Annotated in this window: 20 protein-coding genes; 5 read left to right on the plus strand and 15 right to left on the minus strand. The window is 71.8% G+C overall.

Going from position 1 to position 21,271, the window contains the following annotated elements; all coding sequences use genetic code 11:
• Positions 1-16 precede the first annotated feature (16 nt).
• The 5 genes from ACIBZJ_RS30900 to ACIBZJ_RS30920 form a co-directional block, all read right to left on the minus strand.
• Positions 17-2,179, minus strand: a complete 2,163-nt coding sequence (locus tag ACIBZJ_RS30900) for a HelD family protein (protein WP_395935816.1) — start codon at positions 2,177-2,179, stop codon at positions 17-19.
• 124 nt (positions 2,180-2,303) lie between these two features.
• Positions 2,304-2,465, minus strand: a complete 162-nt coding sequence (locus ACIBZJ_RS30905) for a hypothetical protein (protein ID WP_395935818.1) — start codon at positions 2,463-2,465, stop codon at positions 2,304-2,306.
• A gap of 76 nt (positions 2,466-2,541) precedes the next feature.
• A complete protein-coding gene (locus tag ACIBZJ_RS30910; protein WP_395935819.1) occupies positions 2,542-3,477 on the minus strand; it encodes a universal stress protein in 936 nt (311 codons plus the stop codon).
• A gap of 381 nt (positions 3,478-3,858) precedes the next feature.
• Positions 3,859-5,007: an ATP-binding protein gene (locus tag ACIBZJ_RS30915; RefSeq protein ID WP_395935821.1), complete on the minus strand. Its 1,149-nt coding sequence runs from the start codon at positions 5,005-5,007 to the stop codon at positions 3,859-3,861.
• 211 nt (positions 5,008-5,218) lie between these two features.
• A complete protein-coding gene (locus ACIBZJ_RS30920) occupies positions 5,219-5,722 on the minus strand; it encodes a hypothetical protein (protein ID WP_395932838.1) in 504 nt (167 codons plus the stop codon).
• 386 nt (positions 5,723-6,108) lie between these two features.
• On the opposite strand from ACIBZJ_RS30920, the gene ACIBZJ_RS30925 reads away from it, so the two are divergent.
• Together ACIBZJ_RS30925 and ACIBZJ_RS30930 are read left to right on the plus strand one after the other, a co-directional pair.
• On the plus strand, positions 6,109-8,205 hold the full coding sequence (locus ACIBZJ_RS30925; protein ID WP_395935823.1) for an FUSC family protein: 2,097 nt from the start codon (positions 6,109-6,111) through the stop codon (positions 8,203-8,205).
• A 10-nt stretch (positions 8,206-8,215) separates the two neighbouring features.
• Positions 8,216-9,526: a PrsW family intramembrane metalloprotease gene (locus ACIBZJ_RS30930; protein ID WP_395935825.1), complete on the plus strand. Its 1,311-nt coding sequence runs from the start codon at positions 8,216-8,218 to the stop codon at positions 9,524-9,526.
• Positions 9,527-9,540: 14 nt separating this feature from the next.
• Here ACIBZJ_RS30930 and ACIBZJ_RS30935 read toward each other — a convergent pair whose 3' ends face one another.
• The gene (locus ACIBZJ_RS30935) at positions 9,541-9,879 is read right to left on the minus strand and encodes a GroES family chaperonin (protein WP_395935827.1); all 339 of its coding nucleotides are present in this window, start codon (positions 9,877-9,879) and stop codon (positions 9,541-9,543) included.
• 95 nt (positions 9,880-9,974) lie between these two features.
• Between ACIBZJ_RS30935 and ACIBZJ_RS30940 the strand changes: the two genes are divergently transcribed.
• Positions 9,975-11,312: an AI-2E family transporter gene (locus ACIBZJ_RS30940; RefSeq protein WP_395935829.1), complete on the plus strand. Its 1,338-nt coding sequence runs from the start codon at positions 9,975-9,977 to the stop codon at positions 11,310-11,312.
• Positions 11,313-11,317: 5 nt separating this feature from the next.
• Here ACIBZJ_RS30940 and ACIBZJ_RS30945 read toward each other — a convergent pair whose 3' ends face one another.
• The 6 genes from ACIBZJ_RS30945 to ACIBZJ_RS30970 form a co-directional block, all read right to left on the minus strand.
• Positions 11,318-13,285, minus strand: a complete 1,968-nt coding sequence (locus ACIBZJ_RS30945) for an ATP-dependent DNA helicase (RefSeq protein ID WP_395936272.1) — start codon at positions 13,283-13,285, stop codon at positions 11,318-11,320.
• Between the two features lie 115 nt (positions 13,286-13,400).
• Complete coding sequence (gene sigJ / locus ACIBZJ_RS30950) at positions 13,401-14,336, minus strand: RNA polymerase sigma factor SigJ (RefSeq protein ID WP_395935831.1); 936 nt, start codon at positions 14,334-14,336, stop codon at positions 13,401-13,403.
• Positions 14,337-14,404: 68 nt separating this feature from the next.
• Positions 14,405-14,857, minus strand: coding sequence for a hypothetical protein (locus ACIBZJ_RS30955; RefSeq protein WP_395935833.1), 453 nt, complete (start codon positions 14,855-14,857; stop codon positions 14,405-14,407).
• A gap of 91 nt (positions 14,858-14,948) precedes the next feature.
• Positions 14,949-15,578 carry an aerial mycelium formation protein gene (locus ACIBZJ_RS30960; protein WP_395935834.1) on the minus strand — a complete coding sequence of 210 codons (630 nt, stop codon included), beginning with the start codon at positions 15,576-15,578 and terminating at the stop codon, positions 14,949-14,951.
• A gap of 252 nt (positions 15,579-15,830) precedes the next feature.
• Positions 15,831-16,835 (minus strand): YgfZ/GcvT domain-containing protein, encoded by a 1,005-nt coding sequence (locus tag ACIBZJ_RS30965; RefSeq protein WP_395935836.1) that lies wholly within the window; start codon positions 16,833-16,835, stop codon positions 15,831-15,833.
• Positions 16,832-17,305 carry a Fur family transcriptional regulator gene (locus tag ACIBZJ_RS30970; RefSeq protein WP_395935838.1) on the minus strand — a complete coding sequence of 158 codons (474 nt, stop codon included), beginning with the start codon at positions 17,303-17,305 and terminating at the stop codon, positions 16,832-16,834. The genes ACIBZJ_RS30965 and ACIBZJ_RS30970 overlap by 4 nt, the downstream gene beginning before the upstream one ends.
• Positions 17,306-17,416: 111 nt before the next feature.
• On the opposite strand from ACIBZJ_RS30970, the gene ACIBZJ_RS30975 reads away from it, so the two are divergent.
• Positions 17,417-18,259, plus strand: a complete 843-nt coding sequence (locus ACIBZJ_RS30975) for an aminotransferase class IV (protein ID WP_395935840.1) — start codon at positions 17,417-17,419, stop codon at positions 18,257-18,259.
• Positions 18,260-18,672: 413 nt separating this feature from the next.
• On the opposite strand, the gene ACIBZJ_RS30980 is transcribed toward ACIBZJ_RS30975, so the two are convergent.
• Entirely contained in the window at positions 18,673-19,209 is a 537-nt protein-coding gene (locus ACIBZJ_RS30980; protein WP_395935842.1) for an FABP family protein, read from the minus strand.
• Between the two features lie 130 nt (positions 19,210-19,339).
• Here ACIBZJ_RS30980 and ACIBZJ_RS30985 point away from each other — a divergent pair, with 130 nt between their 5' ends.
• Positions 19,340-19,702, plus strand: coding sequence for a DsrE family protein (locus tag ACIBZJ_RS30985; protein ID WP_395935844.1), 363 nt, complete (start codon positions 19,340-19,342; stop codon positions 19,700-19,702).
• Positions 19,703-19,707: 5 nt separating this feature from the next.
• On the opposite strand, the gene ACIBZJ_RS30990 is transcribed toward ACIBZJ_RS30985, so the two are convergent.
• Both ACIBZJ_RS30990 and ACIBZJ_RS30995 read right to left on the minus strand, forming a co-directional pair.
• Positions 19,708-20,901, minus strand: coding sequence for a hypothetical protein (locus ACIBZJ_RS30990; RefSeq protein ID WP_395935846.1), 1,194 nt, complete (start codon positions 20,899-20,901; stop codon positions 19,708-19,710).
• Between the two features lie 65 nt (positions 20,902-20,966).
• Complete coding sequence (locus tag ACIBZJ_RS30995) at positions 20,967-21,269, minus strand: DUF1416 domain-containing protein (protein WP_395935848.1); 303 nt, start codon at positions 21,267-21,269, stop codon at positions 20,967-20,969.
• Positions 21,270-21,271 lie beyond the last annotated feature (2 nt).

Below are 21,271 nucleotides of genomic sequence, written 5' to 3' on the forward strand. Positions count from 1 at the left end.
CGCCCACCCTAGGCAGTCAGAACAGGGAGAGCGGCTCCCTCATGCGGGGACGGCCGGCCGGTGGCTCGGCCCAGTCGGGGTCGGTGGTGAGCACGACCAGGCGGTGGGTCGCCCGGCTGAGCGACACGTACAGCACCCGGTGCCCGGCGCTGGACTCGGCGATGATGCCGGCCGGCTCGACCACGACCACCCCGTCGTACTCCAGGCCCTTGGCCTCGATGCTGTCGACGACCTGGAGCCGTCCCTCGCCCACGCCGGCCAGCCAGCCGGCCACCTCGTCCTGGCCGCCGGCGGTGGTCACGACGCCTACGGTGCCCTCCACGTCGTCCAGGAGCTCGCGTACGGCGTCCCGGGTGGCGTCGGGCAGTGCGCCCGACGCCACTACCCGCTCGCTCGGCTCGGCACCGGTCCGGCGCACCGCGGTCGGCAGGTCCAGCCCCGGCTCCCAGCGGCGGAGCACCCGCGCGGCCAGCTCGAAGATCTCGGCCGAGTTCCGGTAGTTCGTCGTCAGCAGGTACCGGCGGCGCAGCCGGGTGCCGACCGCGGCGTCCATCGCGCTGGTCGCCTCGGCCGCGTCCTCCCAGGCGCTCTGCGCCGGGTCGCCGACCAGCGTCCAGGACGCGTACTTGCCCCGCCGGCCGAGCATCCGCCACTGCATCGGCGAGAGGTCCTGGGCCTCGTCGACGACGATCAGCGAGAACTCCTCGTCCTCGTCGACCGGCACCGGGGCGCGGGCGGGCTGGTCCGAGGAGAGCCGGATCTCCTGCATCTCCCAGTCTTCCGCCCGCCGACGCCGGGCCGGCGGACGCGGCGGCTTGCCGAGCAGCGCCTTGATCTCGTCCAGCAGCGCGATGTCGGCGACCGACCAGCCGTCCTTCCGGAACGAGGCGGCCAGCGACCTCACCTCGTCCTGGGTGAGGTCGGAGCCGGCGCTGCGGGCCAGCCGGGACCGGTCCGCGGCCCAGCCCAGCACCTGTTCGGCCTCGACGATCGGCCACCAGGCCGCGACGAAGTCCTGGAACTCGGTGCGGTCGCGCATCTCGGCGTCGAACTCCGCCCGCTCCCAGTGCTGGGGCGGCTCGGCCCAGTTACGCGAGACGTTCCACAGCGCGTCGAGCAGCGCCGTCCGGGCCTGGCCCTGGGAGCCGTTCGGCATGCTGCCCCGCCGCCGTGCCGCCTTGCGGGCGGCGGCCAGCCCAGCGGCGTCCAGAACGAGCACTTCACCGCCGTAGACGGCGCGGAACCGCTGCGGCGCCGTCGGCGCCTGCTGCCAGACCAGCCGGGTCAGGACGCGGCGGATCCGCAGCGCGCCCTTGACCGCGGAGAGCGCGGCGTCGTCGCGCCGGGCGGCCTGGACGCCGGTCAGCATCGTGCCCAGGGAGCGGAGGACGACGCCCTCCTCGCCGAGCGAGGGCAGCACCTGGTCGATGTAGCGGACGAACGTCGGGGACGGGCCGACGACCAGCACCCCGTCGCCGGCGTACCGGTTGCGGTCGGAGTAGAGCAGGTAGGCGACCCGGTGCAGAGCCACCGCGGTCTTTCCGGTGCCCGGGCCGCCCTCGATGATCGTGGTACCGGCAGCGGGCGCCCGGATCGCCTCGTCCTGCTCGCGTTGGATCGTCGCGACGATGTCGCGCATCGCCGTGCCGCGGGCGCGGGCCAGCGTCGCCATCAACGCGCCCTCGCCGACGACCGGCATGCCCTCGGGCGCGGACGCCGGGTCGAGCAGGTCGTCGGAGAGCCCGACGACCCGGGTGCCGCTGGAGTGGATGACCCGGCGCCGGACGACGTCGAGCGGGTCTTCGGCGGTGGCGCGGTAGAACGGGGCCGCCGCCGGGGCCCGCCAGTCGACGACCAGCGGTTCGTACCGCGCGTCGAGCACGCCGAGGCGCCCGACGTGCCGGGCCTCCAGATCGTCGGAGCCGGTGCGCAGATCGAGCCGGCCGAAGACCAGGCCGTCGTAGCCGCGGTCGAGTGCGGCCCGGCGCCGGGCCGCGTTGTGCACCAGCACGTCCCGCTCGTAGAGCGCGCCCTCGGTGCCGAGCTGGGCGCGGAGATGCCCTTCGGCTTCGACCGCACTGGTGCCGGAACGCACCTCCTCGAGCCGGGCGTACACCGCGTCGACGTGACGCTGCTCGGCGGCGATCTCGGTGGTCAGGACGGATGGACGGTCGGTCAACGCGGTGCTCCGGCTTCGGGGATGGTTCGGCGCAGAACCTGAAGCCTAAACAGCGGACGGTGTCACTGGGTCGTGCTGGGAGCCGATGTATCGCCGATCGACGCTAGCTAGAATGGAGGCGGGCTCAGCGGCGGTGCCGTTCGGCCCGCTTGAGCAGGGCCCGCAGCGGGGTCGAACGCTGCGTTTCGAGTTCGTGCTGGGTCACCAGATCGTCCACCAGGTCCTCTCGGCCGCTGGCGATCGCCCGGTTGATCTGACTGACGTAGTGCTCGGTGAGACTGTCCATGCTCAGAGCGTGCATGCTCTTCATTTCGGCCGCGTGGCCGCCAGGTTGATCGGTTCAGATAACTCTGAGACGCACGTCACGCGCGGACGGCGGCCACCGTCGTCGGCGGGTCGAGCAACACACCCCGGGCGGTCGAGCCCAGCCGCGAGCGTGCGCCCGCCGGACGTCCGTTGACTCCGACGACCAGCAGGTCGGCGCCGCGGGAGAGGCGGCTGAGCACGGCCAGCGGCCGGCCCCGATGCACCGCGGTGCCCGCGCGGACGCGGTATCGGTCGGCGAACGGGCCGACCTCGTCGTCGAGCAGGGCCGCCGCACCCGGATCGTCGGTGACGGCGGTGTCGAGCAGGCTGTCGTCGAGCCAGTAGTCGGCCGCCGAGCCGGTCGTGACGTGGACCGCGACCAGCGGGCGGCGGTGGCCGGCGGCGTGCGCGAACGCGTATTCGAGCGCGGCCTGCGACGCGGGCGAACCGTCGACGCCGACCACGACGTGCCCGGGGAACGGGCCTTGCAGCGCGGGTCCGACGCTGGCCGGCGGCCGGGCGACCACCGCGGCCGACCGGCCCTCGGTGGCGAGCCGGACCGCGATCGTGCCCACCAGCTGGGTGCCGGAGCCGGCACCGGCGGCGGTGCCGACCACGACCAGACCGGACTGGTCGGCCGCGCTCGCGAGCACCGACAGCGGACGACCGTCGCCCCGCACCGTGCGGACGTGGCCGGACGGAACCGTGCGGCGGGCCAGCGCACCGGCCTCGGCCAGCACCGCGTCGGCCCGTTCGTCGTTGCCGGCGTGGCAGACGACCAGCGGCGCGTGCAGAGCCCTGGCCTCGCGGGCGGCCCAGGTGAGCACGCCGGTCGGATCGTCGCCACGGGAGACGCCGACCACGATTCCGGCCGCCGCGGGTGCCCACCGCGGGCCACCGGTTGGCCGGCGCTGGACCTGCTCCCGGGGGCGCAGGGGCACCGGGCTCGGCGCGGTGGATGCCGTCGGTCTACCAGTGTCAAAAACCGTCACGGCTTCCCCTCCTGCGACGGCCGGCACTCCGTCGTAATACCTGTGGTCGATCGGTCGGGGCTCCCGCGACCCCGCACTCAGCGTGCCTAATCAAACGGCGGCTGGCCAGCGGATCTCTGTAATCGGGACGGATCGAGATCGTGTGCCACCCGGTGGTGTGGGCGGCCCACCTGCTGCGATGACAGGGCGTCGGGATACGTCTACTCGGAGTAGATGAGCGCGTGAGTACCACCAGATGGGATGTGACGGACGCACCACGATGCGGCCCCTCGTCGAGGGGCCGCATCGTGGGTGGGAACCCGCCGGCCATCCCTCCCCAGAGGGGCGGGCAGGCGGGAGTATTCACCCGGCTCCGGTGGGGGTCCGACCGGAACCGGGGAGCTAGAGCGGCAACACCAGCCGCACGGTCGTGCCGACCCCGGGCGTGCTGTCGAGCCGGACGAGGCCGTCGTGAGCGGCCGCGATCGCCTCGGTGACGGTCAGGCCCAGCCCGGCGCCCGGCGTCTCCGCCCGCTGCGCGTGCGCGCCGCGGTAGAACCGCTCGAACACCCGGGACAGCTCCTCGGCCGGGATGCCCACGCCGGTGTCGGTGATCGTCACGAGCGCCGCCTGCGGCGTCTCCGTGGTCACCCGGACGTTGATACGACCGCCCGGCGGCGTGAACAGCAGCGCGTTCGAGAGCAGGTTGTCGACGGCCGTGCGCAGCATCGTGGAGTCGCCGGGCACCGCGATCGGGTGGTCCACCTGCAGGTCGAGTGCGATGCCGGCCTGCTCGGCCTTCGTCCGGTTCGTCCGGACGGCCTCGGTGACCAGGCCGGACAGATCGATCGGCGACCGGGTCACGGTGGCGGCCAGCGCGTCGCCGGCGCGGGCGGTGACGAGCAGGTGGTCGATCAGCCGGACGAGACGGTCGGCGTTGCGACGGATCGCCGACACCATCCGCTCGCGGGAGACGTCCGGGATGTCGCCGAGCTCGTCGAGCAGCTCGAGGTTGCCGGTGATGACCGCGACCGGCGTCCGGACCTCGTGGGTGATCAGCGTGATGAACTCGCTGCCGAAGTTGCCGAGGGCGGCGGCTTCGGCGGCGGAACGCTCGGCGGTGGCTCCGAGCGAGAGGACGGCGGTGGCCTGGTCGGCCAGCAGGCCGAGCAGCCGGGTGCGCTCGGCGCCGAGCGCACCCGGCTTGCGGTCGAGCACGGCCAGGGCGCCCACGACGTTGCCGGTCGGGTCGAGCAGCGGGACCCCGGCGTACGAGCGTGCGCCGGGATCACCCGCGGTGAGCGGGCCGACCGCGAAGCGCGGGTCCTCGAGCAGGTCGGGGATCTCCAGCGGGGCGCGGTCGCCGACGACGCGGGCACAGGGTGCCGCGGCGCGCGGGAACTGGGTGAGGCTGACGTTGTAGCGCGAGACCGCGCGGACCCGCTCGGCCTCGACCAGCGTCAGCATCGCCATCGGCGCGCGTACCGCTTCGGCCGCGATCCGGACGATGTTCGTCAGCACCGGCTCGACCGAGGCGCTGAATCCGCGCATCAGTCGGACTGCGGCGAGCCGTGCAGGCTCGTCGGCCCAGCGGGCCGGAAGCTCGACATCCATGTCAGTCCCCGTGTTCGAAGGCGGCATCCGTGCCGCCTGCTGTGCGATGGCCCCGGAAGGCGTCCGTGCCTTCCGGTTACACCTGGGTCATCGTTGGGGACCGACGTTTCCGCAGCTAAACCAGAGTTGCAGTGCGGGTGCGGAGAGTTCAGCTGGTGCGGGTGGTGGCGGCGGTGTCGGGGACGCCGTCGTAGTTGGTGTCGGCGACGGCGGTGTCGGTGTAGCCGTCTCCGTCGGTGTCGGTGGAGGCGTAGTCGACTTGGCCGTCGTAGTTGGTGTCGGCGATGTAGGTGTCGGCTTTGCCGTCGTAGTTGGTGTCGACGACGGCGTGGTCGATGGTGCCGTCTTGGTTGGTGTCGGTGCCGGTCCAGTCGACGGTGTCGTCGTCGTTGGTGTCGCCGGCGGCGCGGTCGAGGATGCCGTCGCCGGTGGTGTCTTTCCAGTAGGTGTCGGCGTCGCCGTCGTAGTCGTCGTCGTAGGTGGCGTCGTCGACGATGCCGTCGTGGTTGTAGTCGTGGGCGACGAAGTCGATGACGCCGTCGTTGTTTTGGTCGGCGGTGATGGTGACGCTGCCGTCGGCGTTTTCCGAGTAGTTGACGTCGTCGTAGTGTCCGTCGCCGTCGACGTCGACGTTCGTCTCGTAGTCGCTCATCGGTTCGCGTCCTTCCGCTGCTGGTGTTCGCTGTCGAGATCCACGCTAGGGAGGCGGGACCTCGCCGGTATCCCCAGAATGTGCCAGCCGGGCCAGCTTTCGGACGGCGGAATGTCAGTTGCACGACGTGACCGGTGTTCGCGGGGCCATCGGATCGAAGGTCCGCCACCTAACCGGACGGTGAACCCAGGGTTACGCCACGCTTCTGTATTCGAAAGCATGAAAGTCTTGCCTTGGCCCCGGCGTGGGGGTACAAATTCCTGGCGGGCCCCGCCTCTCGACAACGTCGCAGCGCGGCGGAGAGAACAGGGCCCGTCCAAACTTCTCCGGGGACCCCGCGATTTCTCGCGGGGTCCCCGTCGTTCCACCGGCTAGGGTCGCAAGTCGTGGGAACGCTGCGCACCGCCCTCGGTGGGCTCGTCGAGGTCCCACGCTCCAAACTCAGCCCCCGGGTCGCCGCCCGCGGCACGCTCGCGGTGGCGTTTCCCCTGCTCGTCGGCGCCGCGACCGGCCAGGTGCTCCCGGCCGTCGCGGCCACGCTCGGCGCCTACTTCACCGGCTTCGCCGATCTCTCCGGCCCGTACCGCCGCCGGCTGCGCCTCGGATTCGCGCTGGCGGTCTGCGGTGCGGCGTCGGTGCTGCTCGGCGCGCTGGTCGAGCCGATCGCGGTGCTCGCGGTCGTGCTCGTGGCGATCTGGGGGTTCGTGGCCGGGCTGTTGACCGCGCTGGGCCCGAGCGGCACCCGGGTCGGCGTCACCGGCCTCATCGTCCTGATCGTGGTGGGAGAGCAACCGCAGTCGCTCGGCCAGGCACTGTTCTCGGCTGCCGCCGTCTTCCTCGGCGCGGCACTGCAGACGCTGCTGGCGATCGCGCCCTGGCCGGTACGCGGGTACGCGCCCGAGCGAGCCGCGGTCGCGGACGCCTACCGCCAGTTCGCCGACGTCGATCCGTCCGGCGGTGGTCCGGCCTACCCGGCCGTCCTCGAGGCCCACGCCGCGCTCCGCGGCCTCGACCCCCAACGCAACCGCACCGTCGCCGCGCTCCGCATTCTTCTGGACGAAGTGGAGCGCGCCCGCGGCGAGGCGGTAGCGCTGGCGGTGCTGCGTACCCGGCTCGAAGACAAGGGCGAGCAGGACGCGGCGACCGAGGTCGGAGCCGTGCTGGACGCCGCGGCCGCGGTCGGCGCCTCGATCGCCGAACGCCTCGGCCGTCGCCCGGACGAGCTGCACCCGCAGATCCCGACCGCGCTGGACGACGTGCTCGACCGTGCCGTCAAGACCCTGCGCGCCCGAGCCGACACGGAGGGAGCCGCGCCGCTCACCCGCCGAGGTGCCGCCACCAGGGCCGCCGCACTGGCCGGCCAGCTCCGGGCCGCCCGCCGGATCCTGGACTCCACCGACACTGCCAACTCTGCCGCCTACGACGACAGCAACCGGGTCTTCCTGATGCCCGCCGACGAACCGCTCACCGTTCTGCGAGCGAACCTCCGGCCCTCCTCGTCGGCGTTCCGGCACGCGCTGCGGCTGGCGTTCACGCTGGCCGCGGTCGCGACCGCGCTGCTCGTGCTCGGCCTGCCCCGCGGGTACTGGCTGCTGCTCACGGTCGCGGTGGCGATCCGGCCCGACTTCTCGGCGACGGTCAAGCAGGTCGTCGACCGGGTGGCCGGGACGCTGCTCGGCATGCTGGTCGTCTCCGCGCTGCTGCAGTGGGTGGTGTCGGAGACCTGGGAGAAGATGCTGCTGGTCCCGATCTTCTACTTCTTGCTGCGGACGGTGCTCGCCGCGAACTTCGCGCTCGGCGCCGCGGCGATGGCCGGGAACGCGGTACTGCTCGCCGACCTGCTCGGCGCGTCGGCCGGTTCGCTGATCCCGGAGCGTCTCGCGTACACCGTGGCGGCCGGCGTGATCGCGCTCGGCGCCTACCTGGCCTGGCCCACCTGGGAACGGTCGACGGCGCGGGACACGCTCGCCGACAGCATCGAGTCCGCCCGCGGCTACCTCCGCACGGCCGCCGATCCGGACGCCGCCGACACCGACGTGGACGCGGCCCGGACCGTCGCGCGAGTGGCGCTCAGCAACGCGCGGGACTCGGCCAAGCGGCTCGCGGACGAGCCCGGCACCCCGTCCGGGCTGATCGACCTGGCCAATGGTGTCACCGTGCACGCGAGCCGGCTGGTGCAGGGCGGGATGGCTCTGGAAGCGGCCCGGGATCTCCGTCCCGAGGGGCTGGTACGCCCGGAAGCACGTGCGTTCGCGGCCGACGTCGACACCGCGCTGGGGGCGGTGGCCGGTGCGCTGCGCACCGGCAGGCGTCCGAAGGCTCTGCCGGCGCTGCGCAAGGACGTCGATCAGCTGATGTCGGTCGCGCCGGAGGCTCGGCTGGCGACGTTCGCCACAGCGGCCGACCGGATCACGGACGGAATAGGAACTCTGAACCATTTGCTCCGTCAGGACGCCAAGGCGGCCGGGTCCCGTCCCGGTTAGGCTGCTCTCCATGGTCTACCCCCCCGGGCCGCAGCCGGGCGTTCCCCACCCGTCGGAGGGTATGGCGCAGCCGGCCCCGATGGTGCCCTGGCACCGCCGGCGCTGGGTCGGCATCGCGGTCGCGGGCGCCGCCGTCGGCGTCATCGCGCTCGCCGGCCTCGGCATCTACGGCATCCTCGGCTACAACCTCGGCCCGCTGACGCTGATCCTGGCGATCGGTACGGCCGTGCTGCCGGTGCCGATCCTGCTGGCGTTCTTCTGGTGGCTCGACCGGTACGAGCCCGAGCCGCGCCGCTACCTGGCGTTCGCGTTCGGCTGGGGCGCGTGCGTGGCGACGTTCGCCGCGCTGATCATCAACTCGTTCGGCGGCCGGGTGATCACCGGTGCCGGTGGGTCCGAGTCGACGACCGCCGTGCTGGTCGCGCCGCCGACCGAAGAGTTCTTCAAGGCCGTCCCGCTCTTCATCCTGCTGATCCTGGCCGTCACCGGGCGACGGCAGATCAACGGCGTGGTCGACGGCATCGTCTACGCGGGTATGTCGGCGGTGGGGTTCGCGTTCACCGAGAACGTGCTCTACTTCGGCTCGGCGTACCTCGGCGACGAAGACAAGAACATGCCCGGCGGCATCACCGCCCTGGTCGTGACGTTCGTCCTGCGCGGCATCTTCTCGCCGTTCGCCCACCCGCTGTTCACGTCGATGACCGGCCTCGGGGTCGGGCTGGCCGCCCGCAGCAGGCACACCTGGGTGAAGATCGTCGCCCCGATCGGCGGCTACGCCCTCGCGGTGACGCTGCACGGGACGTGGAACCTGCTGGCCTCCAGCCAGAACTTCGGCGTGATCCTGGCCGGTTACACGCTGATCATGCTGCCGATCCTCGCGTTCATGGTCGGGCTGGCGATCTTCTTGCGCGGCCGGGAAGCCAAGGTCGTCGGCCGGGTGCTGCCGATCTACGCCGAGTCCGGCTGGTTCACGACGCAGGAGATCGCGGCGCTGGCCACCATTCAGAACCGCCGGGCCGGACGCCAGTGGGCCAGACAGATCGCCGGCAGCATCGGCGCCAAGGCGATGGCCGACTACCAGTTCGCGGCCACGAAACTCGCGATCGCGCGAGACTCACTGGCCCGAGGTATCACGAACCGCGAGTTCCCGGACGAGGAGCGGCAACTGCTCGCCACCGTGGACGCCCGGCGCCAGTACATCCTGCAGAACGCCCGGCCGGGCTCGACGATGCCGTGGGGCACGCCGCCGCAGGCCCACCAGTACGGCTACTACGGCGGAGGCCACCACCCCGGCTACCAGCCGCACCACCAGCAGTACTAGTCGGGACGGCTCGGCTAGAGGTAGAGCCCGGTTCCTTCGGAGTCGACCCGGGACGCGGCGACCGCGTGCACGTCCCGCTCGCGCATCAGCACGTAGTCGGTGCCCTGCAGCTCGACCTCGGACTTCTCGTCCGGATCGAACAGCACCCGGTCGCCGACCTCGATCGACCGGACGTGCGGGCCGACCGCGACCGCGGTGGCCCAGGCGAGACGCCTGCCCATCGACGCGGTGGCCGGGATGACGATGCCACCGCCGGACTTCCGCTCGCCCGGCTTCCCCTCGAGTTTCACCAGCACCCGGTCGTGCAGCAAGTGGATCGGCAGGCCGTTGACCAGGTCGGGATCGGTGCTCACAAGATCACACGGTAGCGCCGCGGGTGTGGCTCGCGCGGGTGTGGGTAGCAGGCGCCGGTACGGTGCGCATACAACAGGCGTTAAGGGGTGCACGAGTGAGCTGGCTGTTGCGGGTGCGCGAAGAGGCGCGGGGAAGGCTCACCGCTGCGCGGGAGACCGAAACGGTACCGGTGGCGACGGCCGTGGCACCACCGCCGCCGGACGTGGTCGTGTTGCCGGCCGACGAGTCCGCGAACGAGAGCGTGCCGGTGGCGCTCCGGGTCGGCGCGGCTTGGGCCTGGCGACTGGTGATCGTCGCGGTCGTGCTCTACGGGCTGTTCTGGATGATCTCGCTGCTGCGGGTCGTCGTGATCCCGATCGTGGTGGCGCTGCTGCTCGCGGCGCTGCTCGAGCCGGCCGCGGGCTGGCTGCGCAAGCGCGGTGCGCCGCGGGCACTGGCGGCCGCCACGATCCTGGTCTTCGGCCTGCTGCTGGTGGGCGGCACGCTCGCGCTGGTCGTGCAGGCGTTCATCAACGGCCTGGCCGACCTCACCGACCAGGTCAGCCAGGCGCTCAACGAGGGTCGCGACTGGCTGCTGTCCGGTCCGCTGCACGTCTCGCAGGACCAGATCGACCAGTACGTCAACAAGGCCCAGGATTGGCTGTCGTCGAACCAGTCCTCGCTGACGTCCGGCGCGCTGTCGACCGCCACCACGCTGGGTGAGGTCGTCACCGGGTTCTTCCTGGTGCTGTTCTCGACGTTCTTCTTCCTGAAGGACGGCAGCCAGATCTGGCGGTTCCTGACCCGGCTGCTGCCGCGCCCGGCGCGGCCCGCGGTGCGGCAGGCCGGCCACTACTCCTGGCACACGCTGACGTCGTACGTGCGGGCGACGGTGTTCGTGGCCTTCGTGGACGCGCTCGGCATCGGCATCGGTCTGGCGGTTCTGAAAGTGCCGCTGACGCTTCCGCTGGCCGCACTGGTGTTCCTGGGCGCGTTCATCCCGGTCATCGGTGCGACGCTGTCGGGCGCGGTCGCGGTGGCGGTCGCGCTGGTCACGCAGGGTCCGATCTCGGCGCTGATCATCCTCGCGGTCGTGATAGCGGTGCAGCAGCTCGAGGGGCACGTGCTGCAGCCGCTCATCATGGGCCGCGCGGTGGCGCTGCACCCGTTGTCGGTGATCCTGGCGATCGCGATCGGCATCACGGTGGCCGGAATCGTCGGCGGTCTGGTGGCCGTGCCGCTGCTGGCGGTGACGAATACCGCCGTGCGCTACCTGGTGCTGCGTCCGGACGGCGGACCGGCGCCGGCCGGCCCGAACGCCCCGCCCGGCACCGTACCGACGGACGACGACCAGGCCGAGGTGGAAGAGGCCCGCACCGACGCGGTGCAGAGTGGCGTCCCCGCCCAGGCGGTCGCACCGGCCGCGACTCCCGAGCCCCCCGCGAAGGCGTAGACGCGTCAGGTGCCGGCCGGGGCACCGAGGCGGGTCAACGCTCCCCGGACCACGTCGGGGGACGTGGTGTACCAGAACGGGGGCAGCGTCCGGCGGATGAACTCGCCGTACCGGGCGCTGTGCAGGCGGGAGTCGAGGACGGCCACGACCCCGCGGTCTCCGGCCGCGCGGATCAGCCGGCCGGCGCCCTGGGAGAGCCGGATCGCCGCGGCCGGCACCGACACGGCCATGAACCCGGACCCGCCGGCATCGTCCACCGCCTTCGACCGTGCGGCGGTCAGCGGCTCGTCGGGCCGCGGGAACGGCAGCCGGTCGATCACCACGAGCCGGCACGCGTCGCCGGGGACGTCGACGCCCTGCCAGAGCGACGCGACGCCGAGCAGGCACGTCTCGGGCTCTTCGCGAAACCGTTTGACCAGTAGGTGGATCGAGTCGTCGCCCTGCAGCAGTACCGGCAGGTCGGTGGCGGCCCGGAGCGCATCGGCGGCGGCGGTCGCGGCCTTCCGCGACGAGAACAGCCCGAGCGTCCGGCCGCCGGCCGCGCCGACCAGCTCGATGAGCTCGCGCTGGGCACCCTCGGAGAGCCCGGACATGCCCGGCCGCGGCAGCCGTGAGGCGACGTAGAGGATGCCCTGCTTCGGATAGTCGAACGGCGAGCCGACGTCGAGGGCGCGCCAGCGCGGTGGCGGCGGCGCGCGGTCTTCGTCGTCGTCCTCGGCCTCCGGCGGCTCGACCGGGCGGACGTCGCCGGTGTCGGGAGTGCGTCCGAACTCGACATCGAGCCCGAGCGACCGGGCCACGATGTCGAATCGGCCACCGAGCGCCAGCGTCGCGGACGCGGCCACCACCACCCGGTCGCGGAACAGCCCGCTGCCCAGCGCGGCCGAGACCGACAGCGGGGCGACGTACAGAGCGGGCGGCCGACGGTCGTCCTGGGCCAGCCAGGCGACGTCGTGGCTCGCCTGTGCCAGCAGGCGCTGGGTGGTGTCGACGACCGTCGTCAGCACCTGCTTGGCCTGGTTGCGGCGAACCGCGTCGGCCTCGTCGGGCTTGACCTCGCCGCCGAGGGCCTCGAGCGCGTTCCGGGCGTTCTCGTCGATCAGGAAGAGCGCGTCGTAGAGCGGCTCCGGCAAACGTTCCAGCCGGCCGGGCCGCGCCCCGTCCAGCGTCCGCTCGAGCAGGTCGGCGGCGCCCTCGAGATCGTCTCGGAGTTTGTCGTCCACGAACGCCCGCAGCCGGCGGGCCGCCCGGCTGATGACCTCGGCGGTCAGCTCGGCCTGCGCGGCGCTGGTGACCCGGTCGGTGAGCTCGTGCGCCTCGTCGACGACGAGCAGCGCGTGCTCGGGGACGATGTGCCGGCCCGAGAGCAGATCGACGGCGAGCAGGCTGTGGTTCGTGACGACGATGTCGGCCTGGCGGGCCTTCGCCCGGGCGGCCTCGGCGAAGCAGTCGTCGCCGAACGGGCAGCGCGCGGCCCCGACGCACTCCCGCGCAGGCATGCTCACCTGACGCCAGGCGGTGTCGTCGACGCCCGGATCGAGGTCGGCGCGGTCGCCGGTGTCGCTCTCGGACGCCCACTCGCGGACCCGGGTGACCTGCTGGGTGAGCTTGCCCGCGGCGCCGAGCCACTGGGTGTCGGTGTCGAAGAGGCCGTCGTCCTCCTCGGCCGTGCTGCCTTCGAGCCGGGCCAGGCAGGCGTAGTGGTGGCGGCCCTTGAGCAGCGCGTACGTCGGGGTGCGCCCGAGCACCGGGGCCACTGCCTCGACCAGCCGGGGCAGGTCGTGGTTCACGAGCTGGGCCTGCAGCGCGAGCGTGGCGGTCGTGACGACGACCCGCTTGCCGGTGGCCAGCGCCGGGACGAGATAGGCCAGCGACTTGCCGGTTCCGGTGCCCGCCTGGATGAGCAGATGCTCGCCGGACTGCACGGCCTCGGTGACCGCGTGGGCCATCTGGCGCTGACCGGGACGATCCATTCCGTCGGGCACGGCGCCGATGGCGGCGGCCAGGAGCTCGTCGGTGTGCCGGAGATCGGCCTCGGTTCCGGTCGCTTCAGTAACAGGGGCCACGGGCGGCAACGGTACCCGTCGGCTACGACACGTCTCGCCCCCCGTCCACAGGCTCCAGGTGCCGCAGCTTCTCCGGGTTCACGACGTACGAGAACCGCGAAATCTGGCCGTTGGAGTCGATGTCCGGCACCACGACCCCCATCACCGAGCGGCCGCCGGCCCACTGCTCGAACGCCGGATCGCCGATGCCCGCCTCCGGGTTGAACCACATCAGGAGGCCGTACTGGCCGTTGGCCAGCACCGGCTCGACCGTGATCCAGTGCCCGCGGTTGCGCAACACTCCGAGCAGGAACCGGCCGACGTTGTCCGGACCGACGATCGGGCGGATCGCCGCCCGCACCACGCCCCCACCGTCCGAGATGAACTGGACGTCCGGCGCCAGCAGTGCGGTCAGCTCCGACAGGTTGCCACCCCGGCAGGCGGCGAAGAACGCCTCGATCGTCGCCTGCTGCTCCGGCAGCGGCTTCAAGGGCGGGGGAGGGCTGTCGTGCAGCAGCCGCCGGGCCCGGGACGCGAGTTGGCGGGCGGTGTCCACCCGGGTTCCGAGCGTCGTCGCGATCCCGTCGAACGGGATCCCGAACACGTCGTGCAGGACGAACGCGACGCGCTGCTCGGGCGTGAGCCGCTCCAGGAGCGTCAGCAGAGCGATCCGGACCGAGTCGTCGAGTGCGGCCAGCTCGGCCGGATCCGGGCCGGACGGCAACCGCTCGACCAGCGGTTCCGGCAGCCAGGGCCCGACGTAGGCCTCGCGGGTGACCCGGGCAGAGCGCAGCACGTCGAGGCAGATCCGCCCGGTCACCCGGGTCAGCCAGGCCCGCGGCTCGACGATGTCCGAGCGGTCGGCCCGCTGCCAGCGCAACCAGGTCTCCTGTACCGCGTCCTCGGCGTCCGCGACGCTGCCGAGCATGCGGTAGGCGACGCGGACGAGGTGCTCGCGGTGTGGTGTGAAGTCGTCCATCGGTACCTCCCCCGGTACAGACGACCCGGCCCCGCGGAACGTGACCGCGGGGCCGGGATCGGGGAAGGTTACTTGTTTTCGGTGGGCTGGTTGACCGCGTTCTCGCCGCGCTCGACGAGCGTCCGGTAGACGCCCTGGGCCCGGGTCTGCGCGGTTGCCGCACTGCGCTTCACGGTGTCACCGTCCAGGTCGCGGGCCTTGCTCTGCAGGCCGGCCGCGTACGAGGGCAGGTCGGACGCGAACGTGCGGATCTCGCGGGGAAGGCTGCGCAGGTCGTCGGGGAGCGACGCGGCGTTCCGCTGGAACTGCGCCGACAGCTCGGGCGCGTTGTCCACGAGCTTGCGGATCTGCTCGGCGACGACGTCACCGACACCGGCCAGCGCGTAGAGCGCCTCGGGCCACTGCTTGTCGCCGGCCGGGGTACCGGTGCCGGGGCCGATCGCGGCGGGGCCTTCTGCGGCTGCCGGGCTTTCGGGGGCGGCCGGGCCTTCGGGAGTCTCAGGCCCCGTGGGAGTAGACATGTCGGTCCTCTCAGTGACGACGTCCAGTGATCCCACGGTAGGCCGGTCGCGCTAGCACCTGCAAGCGCTCAGCTAGCACTTCAGGGTCAGATCAGGGTTGTACCCTGAGCGCGCTGTCCGGGGCTGGTTCGGGCTCCTCTGCCGGGCGGGCGCCCCTCGGGTCTGCCTGGCGGGCAGTCATCGGCGCGACCCGCCGGCGTCCCAGCTCGCCGCCGCACCGGTCGACCACGGCGCGGACGCGGCCGGAGACATCGGTGACCTGGCGCCGCTCGTGCCGGAACGTGCGCAGCACCCGGGAGAGTTCGTCGTCGGTCCGTCGGCCGACGTCCGCCAGGTCCACGTCGGCGACCAGGCGCTCCACCCGTCTACGCCGGCGGTGGGTGGGTGGGCCGTCGGTGTCGGCCCGGAGCCGGAACACCCGCGCGAGACGCCCGCGCTCTTCGGCCGAGGGGCCGAAGGAAGCCGCCGTGGCGTCTCCGCCGGTGTCGGCCGCGACCGTGTTGTCGAACGCGATCGCCGCCCGCCTGCGCTGTTCCGCCGTGACCATGGCGATCCGCAAGTCCAGCTGGTGCCCCAGCCGGCTCAGTTCGTCGAGTTCCGCGAGGGCCTCGTCACGGCGATGCCGCACGACCGAAGTCCGGAGGTCGGCCAGGCCGTTCAGATAGCCGGGGTCGAGCACCCGGTCGAGTCGCCGTTTCCCTCCTGGTACGACATCCGTCATGCCTCTGCTCCTTCGCACGGCGCGGATTTCGCAGGCCAGTCGGTGTGCGGATCGCCCACCGCGTTGGGGAGCATCCTGGCACGACGACGTGTCATCCGGAGCCGATTGGCACAGCAAATGGCACGGTTGCAATGCCGAAACAGTCACATTCCGGCTACAAACTCCTAAGCGCCGACCGAAGTTTGAGACAATCCCTCACGTTTTCGGGACAGCACACGGAGCCCGCCCCGGGGAGCGGGCTCCGTCGCCGGGTCAGCGAACGTCGATCGCGGCGCGGGTTCCGCCGGTCCAGAGGTCGGCGTCGTCGGGGGTCGAGCGCTTGATCAGGCCCAGGGCGATGTGCCCGAGCTCGAAGTGCCGTACGGCGGTGCCCACGAACCCGATCGCGCGGCCCTCGCGACCGAGCGTGATCGGCGTCCCCTGCGCCGGCAGTTCCTCGCTCACGCCGTCGAGGTGCAGCAACACCATCCGGCGCGGCGGACGTCCGAGGTTGTGGACCCGGGCCACCGTCTCCTGGCCCCGGTAGCAGCCCTTTTCCAGGTGCACGGCGGCCGGGATCCACTCCGGCTCCTGGACGATCGTCCGGTGGTCGGTCTCGAACCCCAGCCGCGGACGCCGATCGGCGACCCGCAGCGCCTCGTACGCCCAGACCCCGGCCAGCGGGGCAGCCAGCCGGTCGACGGTCGACTCCAGCGCCGCCCGGGGCACGAGCAGGTCGGCGCCCCACGGCGTCCGGCGAACCAGCCCACCGTCGGGCAGCGCAGCCACCCGGTGCGTTTCGGCCGGCAGTTCGGCACCGAGCCGATCGACCGCGCCAGGGGTATTCGGGCCGACCACCGACAGCACCGCCCAGTCGGCGGACACGTCGGCCGGCTCGACCCGCATCATGAAGACCATTTTCTGCAGGTACGTGGTCAGGTCGTCGGCGGTGCCGGGCTCGACGTCCAGCCAGGTCGTCCCGCCGTCGTCGGCCACCTGCAGATGGTGCTCGACGTGACCGTGCGGGGAGAGCACCAGCGTCTCGGTGCCGGAGAACGGCGGCAGCGCGGTCAGGTGCTGCGAGGTGAGGCTGTGCAGCCAGCTCAGCCGGTCGGTACCAGGGACGGCGATCACCCCGCGGTGGCTCCGGTCGACGACGCCGACGTCTTCGGTCAGCTGCCGTTGCTCGCGGAACGGATCGCCGTAGTGCGCCGCCACTCCGGCGTCGGGCCCCTCGGCCGATACGGCACCGGGACGGACGCTCAGCGGGCTGGTCACGACGACACCTCCGGGGTTTTCAGGCCACTTCTCAGGCCATCAGGTGCAGCAGCGTCGACACCGCAGCAATTCCCGCAGATCCCGAACAGAGCGACGTGGCCGACGTCCATGTGGAAGCCGCGTTCGTCGGTGAGCCGGGTGGCCAGGTCGGTCAGCAGGGCGGTCGGCGCCTCGGAGACCGTCCGGCAGTTCCGGCAGACGAGGTGAATGTGCTGGTCGGCCGCCAGGTGGTAGGTCGTCGCGGTGTCCATCAGGTGCGTGTGCCGGACCAGCCCGATCTCTTCCAGCAGTTCCAGCGTCCGGTAGACCGTCGTCAGGTTCAGCCCGGTGGCGGTCTTCGTCACCTCGGCGTGGACCTGCTCGGACGTGGCGTGGCCGAGCTTCTCCACGGCCTCCATGACGAGTTGCCGCTGGACGGTCATCCGGAGGCCACGGGACCGCAGCGCATCGGTCAAGGACGGGGGCGCCATACGGCCATGGTATTCACTGAAGTTTTGGCGAGCGGCCTGCCGGGTCGCACCGATCGGTGACGGCGAGCAACAGGGCGCTCGGCCGCGCACGAATTTCACTACGGTCTGGGCATGGCTAACCGTGCGCTCGCTGTCCTCGGCCGCGGGATTCTCCCGGTCGAAACTCCCATTGCTCGTGCTGACGACGCCGGACTGACCCGCGGCGACGGCGTGTTCGAAACCATTCACGTCCGGTACGGCAAACCCTGGCAGCTCGACGAGCATCTGGCCCGGATGGCCGGCTCCGGCCGCATCCTCGGCATCGACCTGCCGCCGGCCGCCGAACTGGCCGCCCTGGTCGACGAGGTCCTGGTGGACGCCGCGGCCGACGAAGAGGTCGCGGTCAAGATCGTCTGCACCCGCGGGCCGGAGGGCCAGGACCGCCCGACCGTGTTCGCGACGATGTTCGACGTCGCCCCGGCACAGCGACAAGGCCGCCGCGACGGCATCGCGGTCGTCTCGGTGACGCTCGGCGTGCCCGCCGACGTCCGGTCCGGGGCGCCCTGGCTGCTCGGCGGCGCGAAGACGCTCTCGTACGCGGTGAACATGGCTGCGCTGCGTTACGCCGCGACCGCCGGTGCGGACGACGCGCTGCTGGTCTCCGTGGAAGGCACCGTGCTCGAGGCGCCGACGGCCAACGTCGTCTGGGCCGCGGACGGCGCGCTGCGGACGATCCCGGTCGACACCGGGATCCTGGCCGGCACCACCGTCAATTACCTGCTCGACCGGGCGGGCGAGCTCGGGCTGCGGGCCGAACGCGCCCGGATCAGCCTGGACGACCTCTACGCCGCGGACGAGGCCTGGCTCTGCTCGAGCGTCCGGGGGGCCGCCCGGATCACGTCGCTGGACGGGAAGCCGATCGGCGAAAAGGGGCTCACCGAGGGCGTGCAGAGGCTTCTCGGGTTCCCGGTTTAAATAGCGTTGCCGACCGCCGGGACTCGACGTAAGTTTGGGTTACACAAGAGGGGAGGTGGTCCAGCGTTGAATAGCTATCGGACTCGTGAGGTGGCTACTTCCTAGCCGCCGTCTCGGACTTCGGTCCGACCGTCGCCTTGTGCACGTGAGACGGCGGTGCGGCAATCCAAGGTAACCACCGACCCCTCGGGCCGTCGGACTCGTCCGACCGACCCGGTGCTCTAGCACCGGAGCCATGGCCCGAGGGGCTTTTTATGTTGCACGGCCCGTCCAGAACGACGCTGACAGCCGCGCCACCCGACTTGAGTATGAATGATACGCGGCGTCGAGTGGCGCGGATGTCAGCGTCGTTCTGGACGGGCTCCAGGTCAGAGCAACGGCGCTGACGCGCGTTCAGCGGCGCTTGGGCGTGTTCAGCCTGCGATGCGTTTTAGTCTGGCGCTCAGGTGGGGGGTCAGGTCGTGGCCGGTGGCGGCCATGTCCACGGCGTAGAGCAGATCGCCCTCGACGATTCCGTAGAGACGGTGGTTCGCCGAGACTTCCTTGGCCGTCGCGGTGCGCACCACTGCGTCCGTGCTCAGTTCGACCTTCAGACCGTCGATCTCTCCCACGTACACCTCGACGAACCCCGTCGGGTGGGTGAGCAGCACCTCGACCGTGTCTTCCGTGGGCTGCCGCCACCACCCGACCTCGCGCGCCCCCGGGCGGATCGGCCTGCCCTCGGCGTCGATGATCCAGGACCGCGCCTCGTACGCGAGGAACGGACGGCCGTCGTGGCTGAACCGCACCTCCTGCGCGTAGTCGAAATCGTCGATGTCGGGGTACCCGCCCTTGCCGGTGCCGCGCCACACCCCGATGTACGGGAGCAGCCCGAGGAGCGACTCGTGCAGGTTCGGCCCGGTACGGAGGTCGTGCGTCTCCTCGTACGGGTAGCCGGCCGGATCGCTCATCGTCAGCGCTGACCCTGGTAGAGGCGGTACACGACGTAGCCACCGAACCATGCGATGAACAGGAACGCCGCGATCAGCAGCACCAGGAAAAAGGTCTCGAGCACGGTCGGAGTCTAGCTAAGGTCTGGTCATGAGCCGCTCGCTGGTGGTCAAGGTGACAGCAGGGGCAGACGCTCCCGAACGCTGCGCGCAGGCGTTCACGGTGGCCGCGACCGCGCTGGCGTCCGGCGCCGAGGTCTCGCTCTGGCTCACCGGTGAGTCGTCGTGGTTCGCGCTGCCCGGTCGGGCCGCCGAGTTCGACCTGCCGCACTCCGCCCCGCTGGCCGACCTGCTCGACGGACTTCTGACGACCGGCCGGGTGACCCTCTGCACCCAGTGCGCGGCCCGCCGGTCGATCGAGGAGGCCGACGTGCTGCCCGGAGTGCGGATCGCCGGCGCGGCCGTCTTCGTCGAGGAGATCCTCGCCGACCAGGTGCAGGCTCTGGTCTATTAGGACGCTCACCCGCACTTTCTGGTGACGAAGCGGACGATCGCCAGCACGGCATTCGCGTCCAGCGTGACCGTCGGTTTGATCGATTCGCCGCTCGACTCGAGCTGGATCGTCGCGCTGATCGCGACCTCGGCGTAGTTCAAGTGTCTGGCCAGCGAGCAGTCGGCGACCGACCAGCGCACGGTGATCCGCGGGGTCACGTCTTCGACGAAGCCGGCCGGCAACGGCGCCGCCACCACCGAGAGACCGGGCGTCGCGGTGCGGATCTCGCGGACCGCGAGGCCGTTGTTGGGCGCCTGGCGGATGCGCAGCGGGATCACGATCTCGTCGGTCAGTTCGGCCGGGGTGCCGGCCAGTTCGGCGTTCGTCCAGAACTCGTTCTCCGGGCCCTGGCACTTCTGGCGTGCGGTGTCCACGAACAGCGTGCCGTCGTCGGCGAGGCGGACCGGGACGTTCTGCTGCGGGCGCCCGTTGAGCGTCACGGCCAGCACGACCTGGCGCGGTGCGTTCACCGGGCCGCCGGTCGAGCACGAGTGCATGACGTCCATCGAGATCCAGGTCTCCTGCCCGGAGCGGACCTTCACGCCCTGGCTGACCGACCGCAGCTGCGACCGGTACCGCTTGTCGTCCAGGTGGGCGGCCTGGATCCGGACCTCGGACGGCCCGAGGTTCGTGACGACGATGCGGAGCGTCCAGGGCTGGCGGGCGCCGGTCCAGTTCGCGCTGCTGGCCGCGTCCTGGGCCACCCGGGCGCCGAGGATCACGGTGTCCCGGCGGGCGGCGGCAGCCCGCTCGGCGTCCCAACTGTGTATGGCGGCACCGCCGAGGAGCAGGCCGACGACGAACGCCGAGATCCACAGCAGGCGCGCCGATCGGGCCCGGGCCCAGTTTTCGACCCTGGCCACCGCTGCGGGCCGCGGCCGCTCGGGCCGCACCGGGCCGCCGGCTTCGGCCACCGCTGTCGAAACCGCGTCCGATTCGGGGGCGGAGCCGGTGTCGCCGACCGGCTCGGGAGCCTCGTCCGGCTCCGGTGCCGACGCCGTCCGGCGGCGCCGCGGAGCGGTATCCCAGACGCTCGTGCCCAGCACATCGGCGCCCGAGACGGAAGCGGCGCCGGACCCGTCCTCGTCGTCCCAGTACGCGGGCGCTCGGCTGTGGTGGCGGTCTTCCTCCCGGGGCGCGTCGTCGCGCCCAGCGGTCATACGTTCAGGGTAAAGACGAAGGCCCGTCCGGTACACCGACCGGACGGGCCTTCGGGAGAATCAGCTCAGGCCAGTACGAGGCTGGCCTGGTTGACGCCCTTGTCGGCGGCGACGTCCGTCTGGCCGTTGCCGCTGGCGTGCAGTGCCCGCACCGTCCACTGGCCCGGCGCCGCGAAGAAGCGGAACTGCCCGGTCGCGGACGACACCACCTCGGCGGTGAACTCGCCGGTCGAGTCGAGGAGCCGGACGAACGCGCTCGGCACCGGCGAACCGTCGCCGGCGGTCACGACGCCCTGGATCACGGTCTCCTTCGTGGTGTCGATGCCCTCGGTGCTCAGATCCGTGCCCTGCTCAGGTGCTCCGCACATAC

It is taken from the genome of Cryptosporangium sp. NPDC051539, from assembly GCF_044454545.1.
Taxonomy (GTDB): Bacteria; Actinomycetota; Actinomycetes; order Mycobacteriales; family Cryptosporangiaceae; genus Cryptosporangium.

Bases quoted from the DNA above. Each gene is read 5' to 3' on its own strand.
- ACIBZJ_RS30915 (WP_395935821.1), bottom strand. From the start codon at position 5,007: ATGCGCGGATTCAGCGCCTCGGTCGAGCCGGTGCTGACGAACATCGTC.
- ACIBZJ_RS30970 (WP_395935838.1), bottom strand. From the start codon at position 17,305: ATGGCGCCCCCGTCCTTGACCGATGCGCTGCGGTCCCGTGGCCTCCGG.
- ACIBZJ_RS30975 (WP_395935840.1), top strand. From the start codon at position 17,417: ATGGCTAACCGTGCGCTCGCTGTCCTCGGCCGCGGGATTCTCCCGGTC.
- ACIBZJ_RS30920 (WP_395932838.1), bottom strand. From the start codon at position 5,722: ATGAGCGACTACGAGACGAACGTCGACGTCGACGGCGACGGACACTAC.
- ACIBZJ_RS30905 (WP_395935818.1), bottom strand. From the start codon at position 2,465: ATGGACAGTCTCACCGAGCACTACGTCAGTCAGATCAACCGGGCGATC.
- sigJ (WP_395935831.1), bottom strand. From the start codon at position 14,336: ATGGACGACTTCACACCACACCGCGAGCACCTCGTCCGCGTCGCCTAC.
- ACIBZJ_RS30980 (WP_395935842.1), bottom strand. From the start codon at position 19,209: ATGAGCGATCCGGCCGGCTACCCGTACGAGGAGACGCACGACCTCCGT.
- ACIBZJ_RS30945 (WP_395936272.1), bottom strand. From the start codon at position 13,285: ATGGATCGTCCCGGTCAGCGCCAGATGGCCCACGCGGTCACCGAGGCC.
- ACIBZJ_RS30990 (WP_395935846.1), bottom strand. From the start codon at position 20,901: ATGACCGCTGGGCGCGACGACGCGCCCCGGGAGGAAGACCGCCACCAC.
- ACIBZJ_RS30930 (WP_395935825.1), top strand. From the start codon at position 8,216: ATGGTCTACCCCCCCGGGCCGCAGCCGGGCGTTCCCCACCCGTCGGAG.
- ACIBZJ_RS30960 (WP_395935834.1), bottom strand. From the start codon at position 15,578: ATGACGGATGTCGTACCAGGAGGGAAACGGCGACTCGACCGGGTGCTC.
- ACIBZJ_RS30985 (WP_395935844.1), top strand. From the start codon at position 19,340: ATGAGCCGCTCGCTGGTGGTCAAGGTGACAGCAGGGGCAGACGCTCCC.
- ACIBZJ_RS30995 (WP_395935848.1), bottom strand. From the start codon at position 21,269: ATGTGCGGAGCACCTGAGCAGGGCACGGATCTGAGCACCGAGGGCATC.
- ACIBZJ_RS30955 (WP_395935833.1), bottom strand. From the start codon at position 14,857: ATGTCTACTCCCACGGGGCCTGAGACTCCCGAAGGCCCGGCCGCCCCC.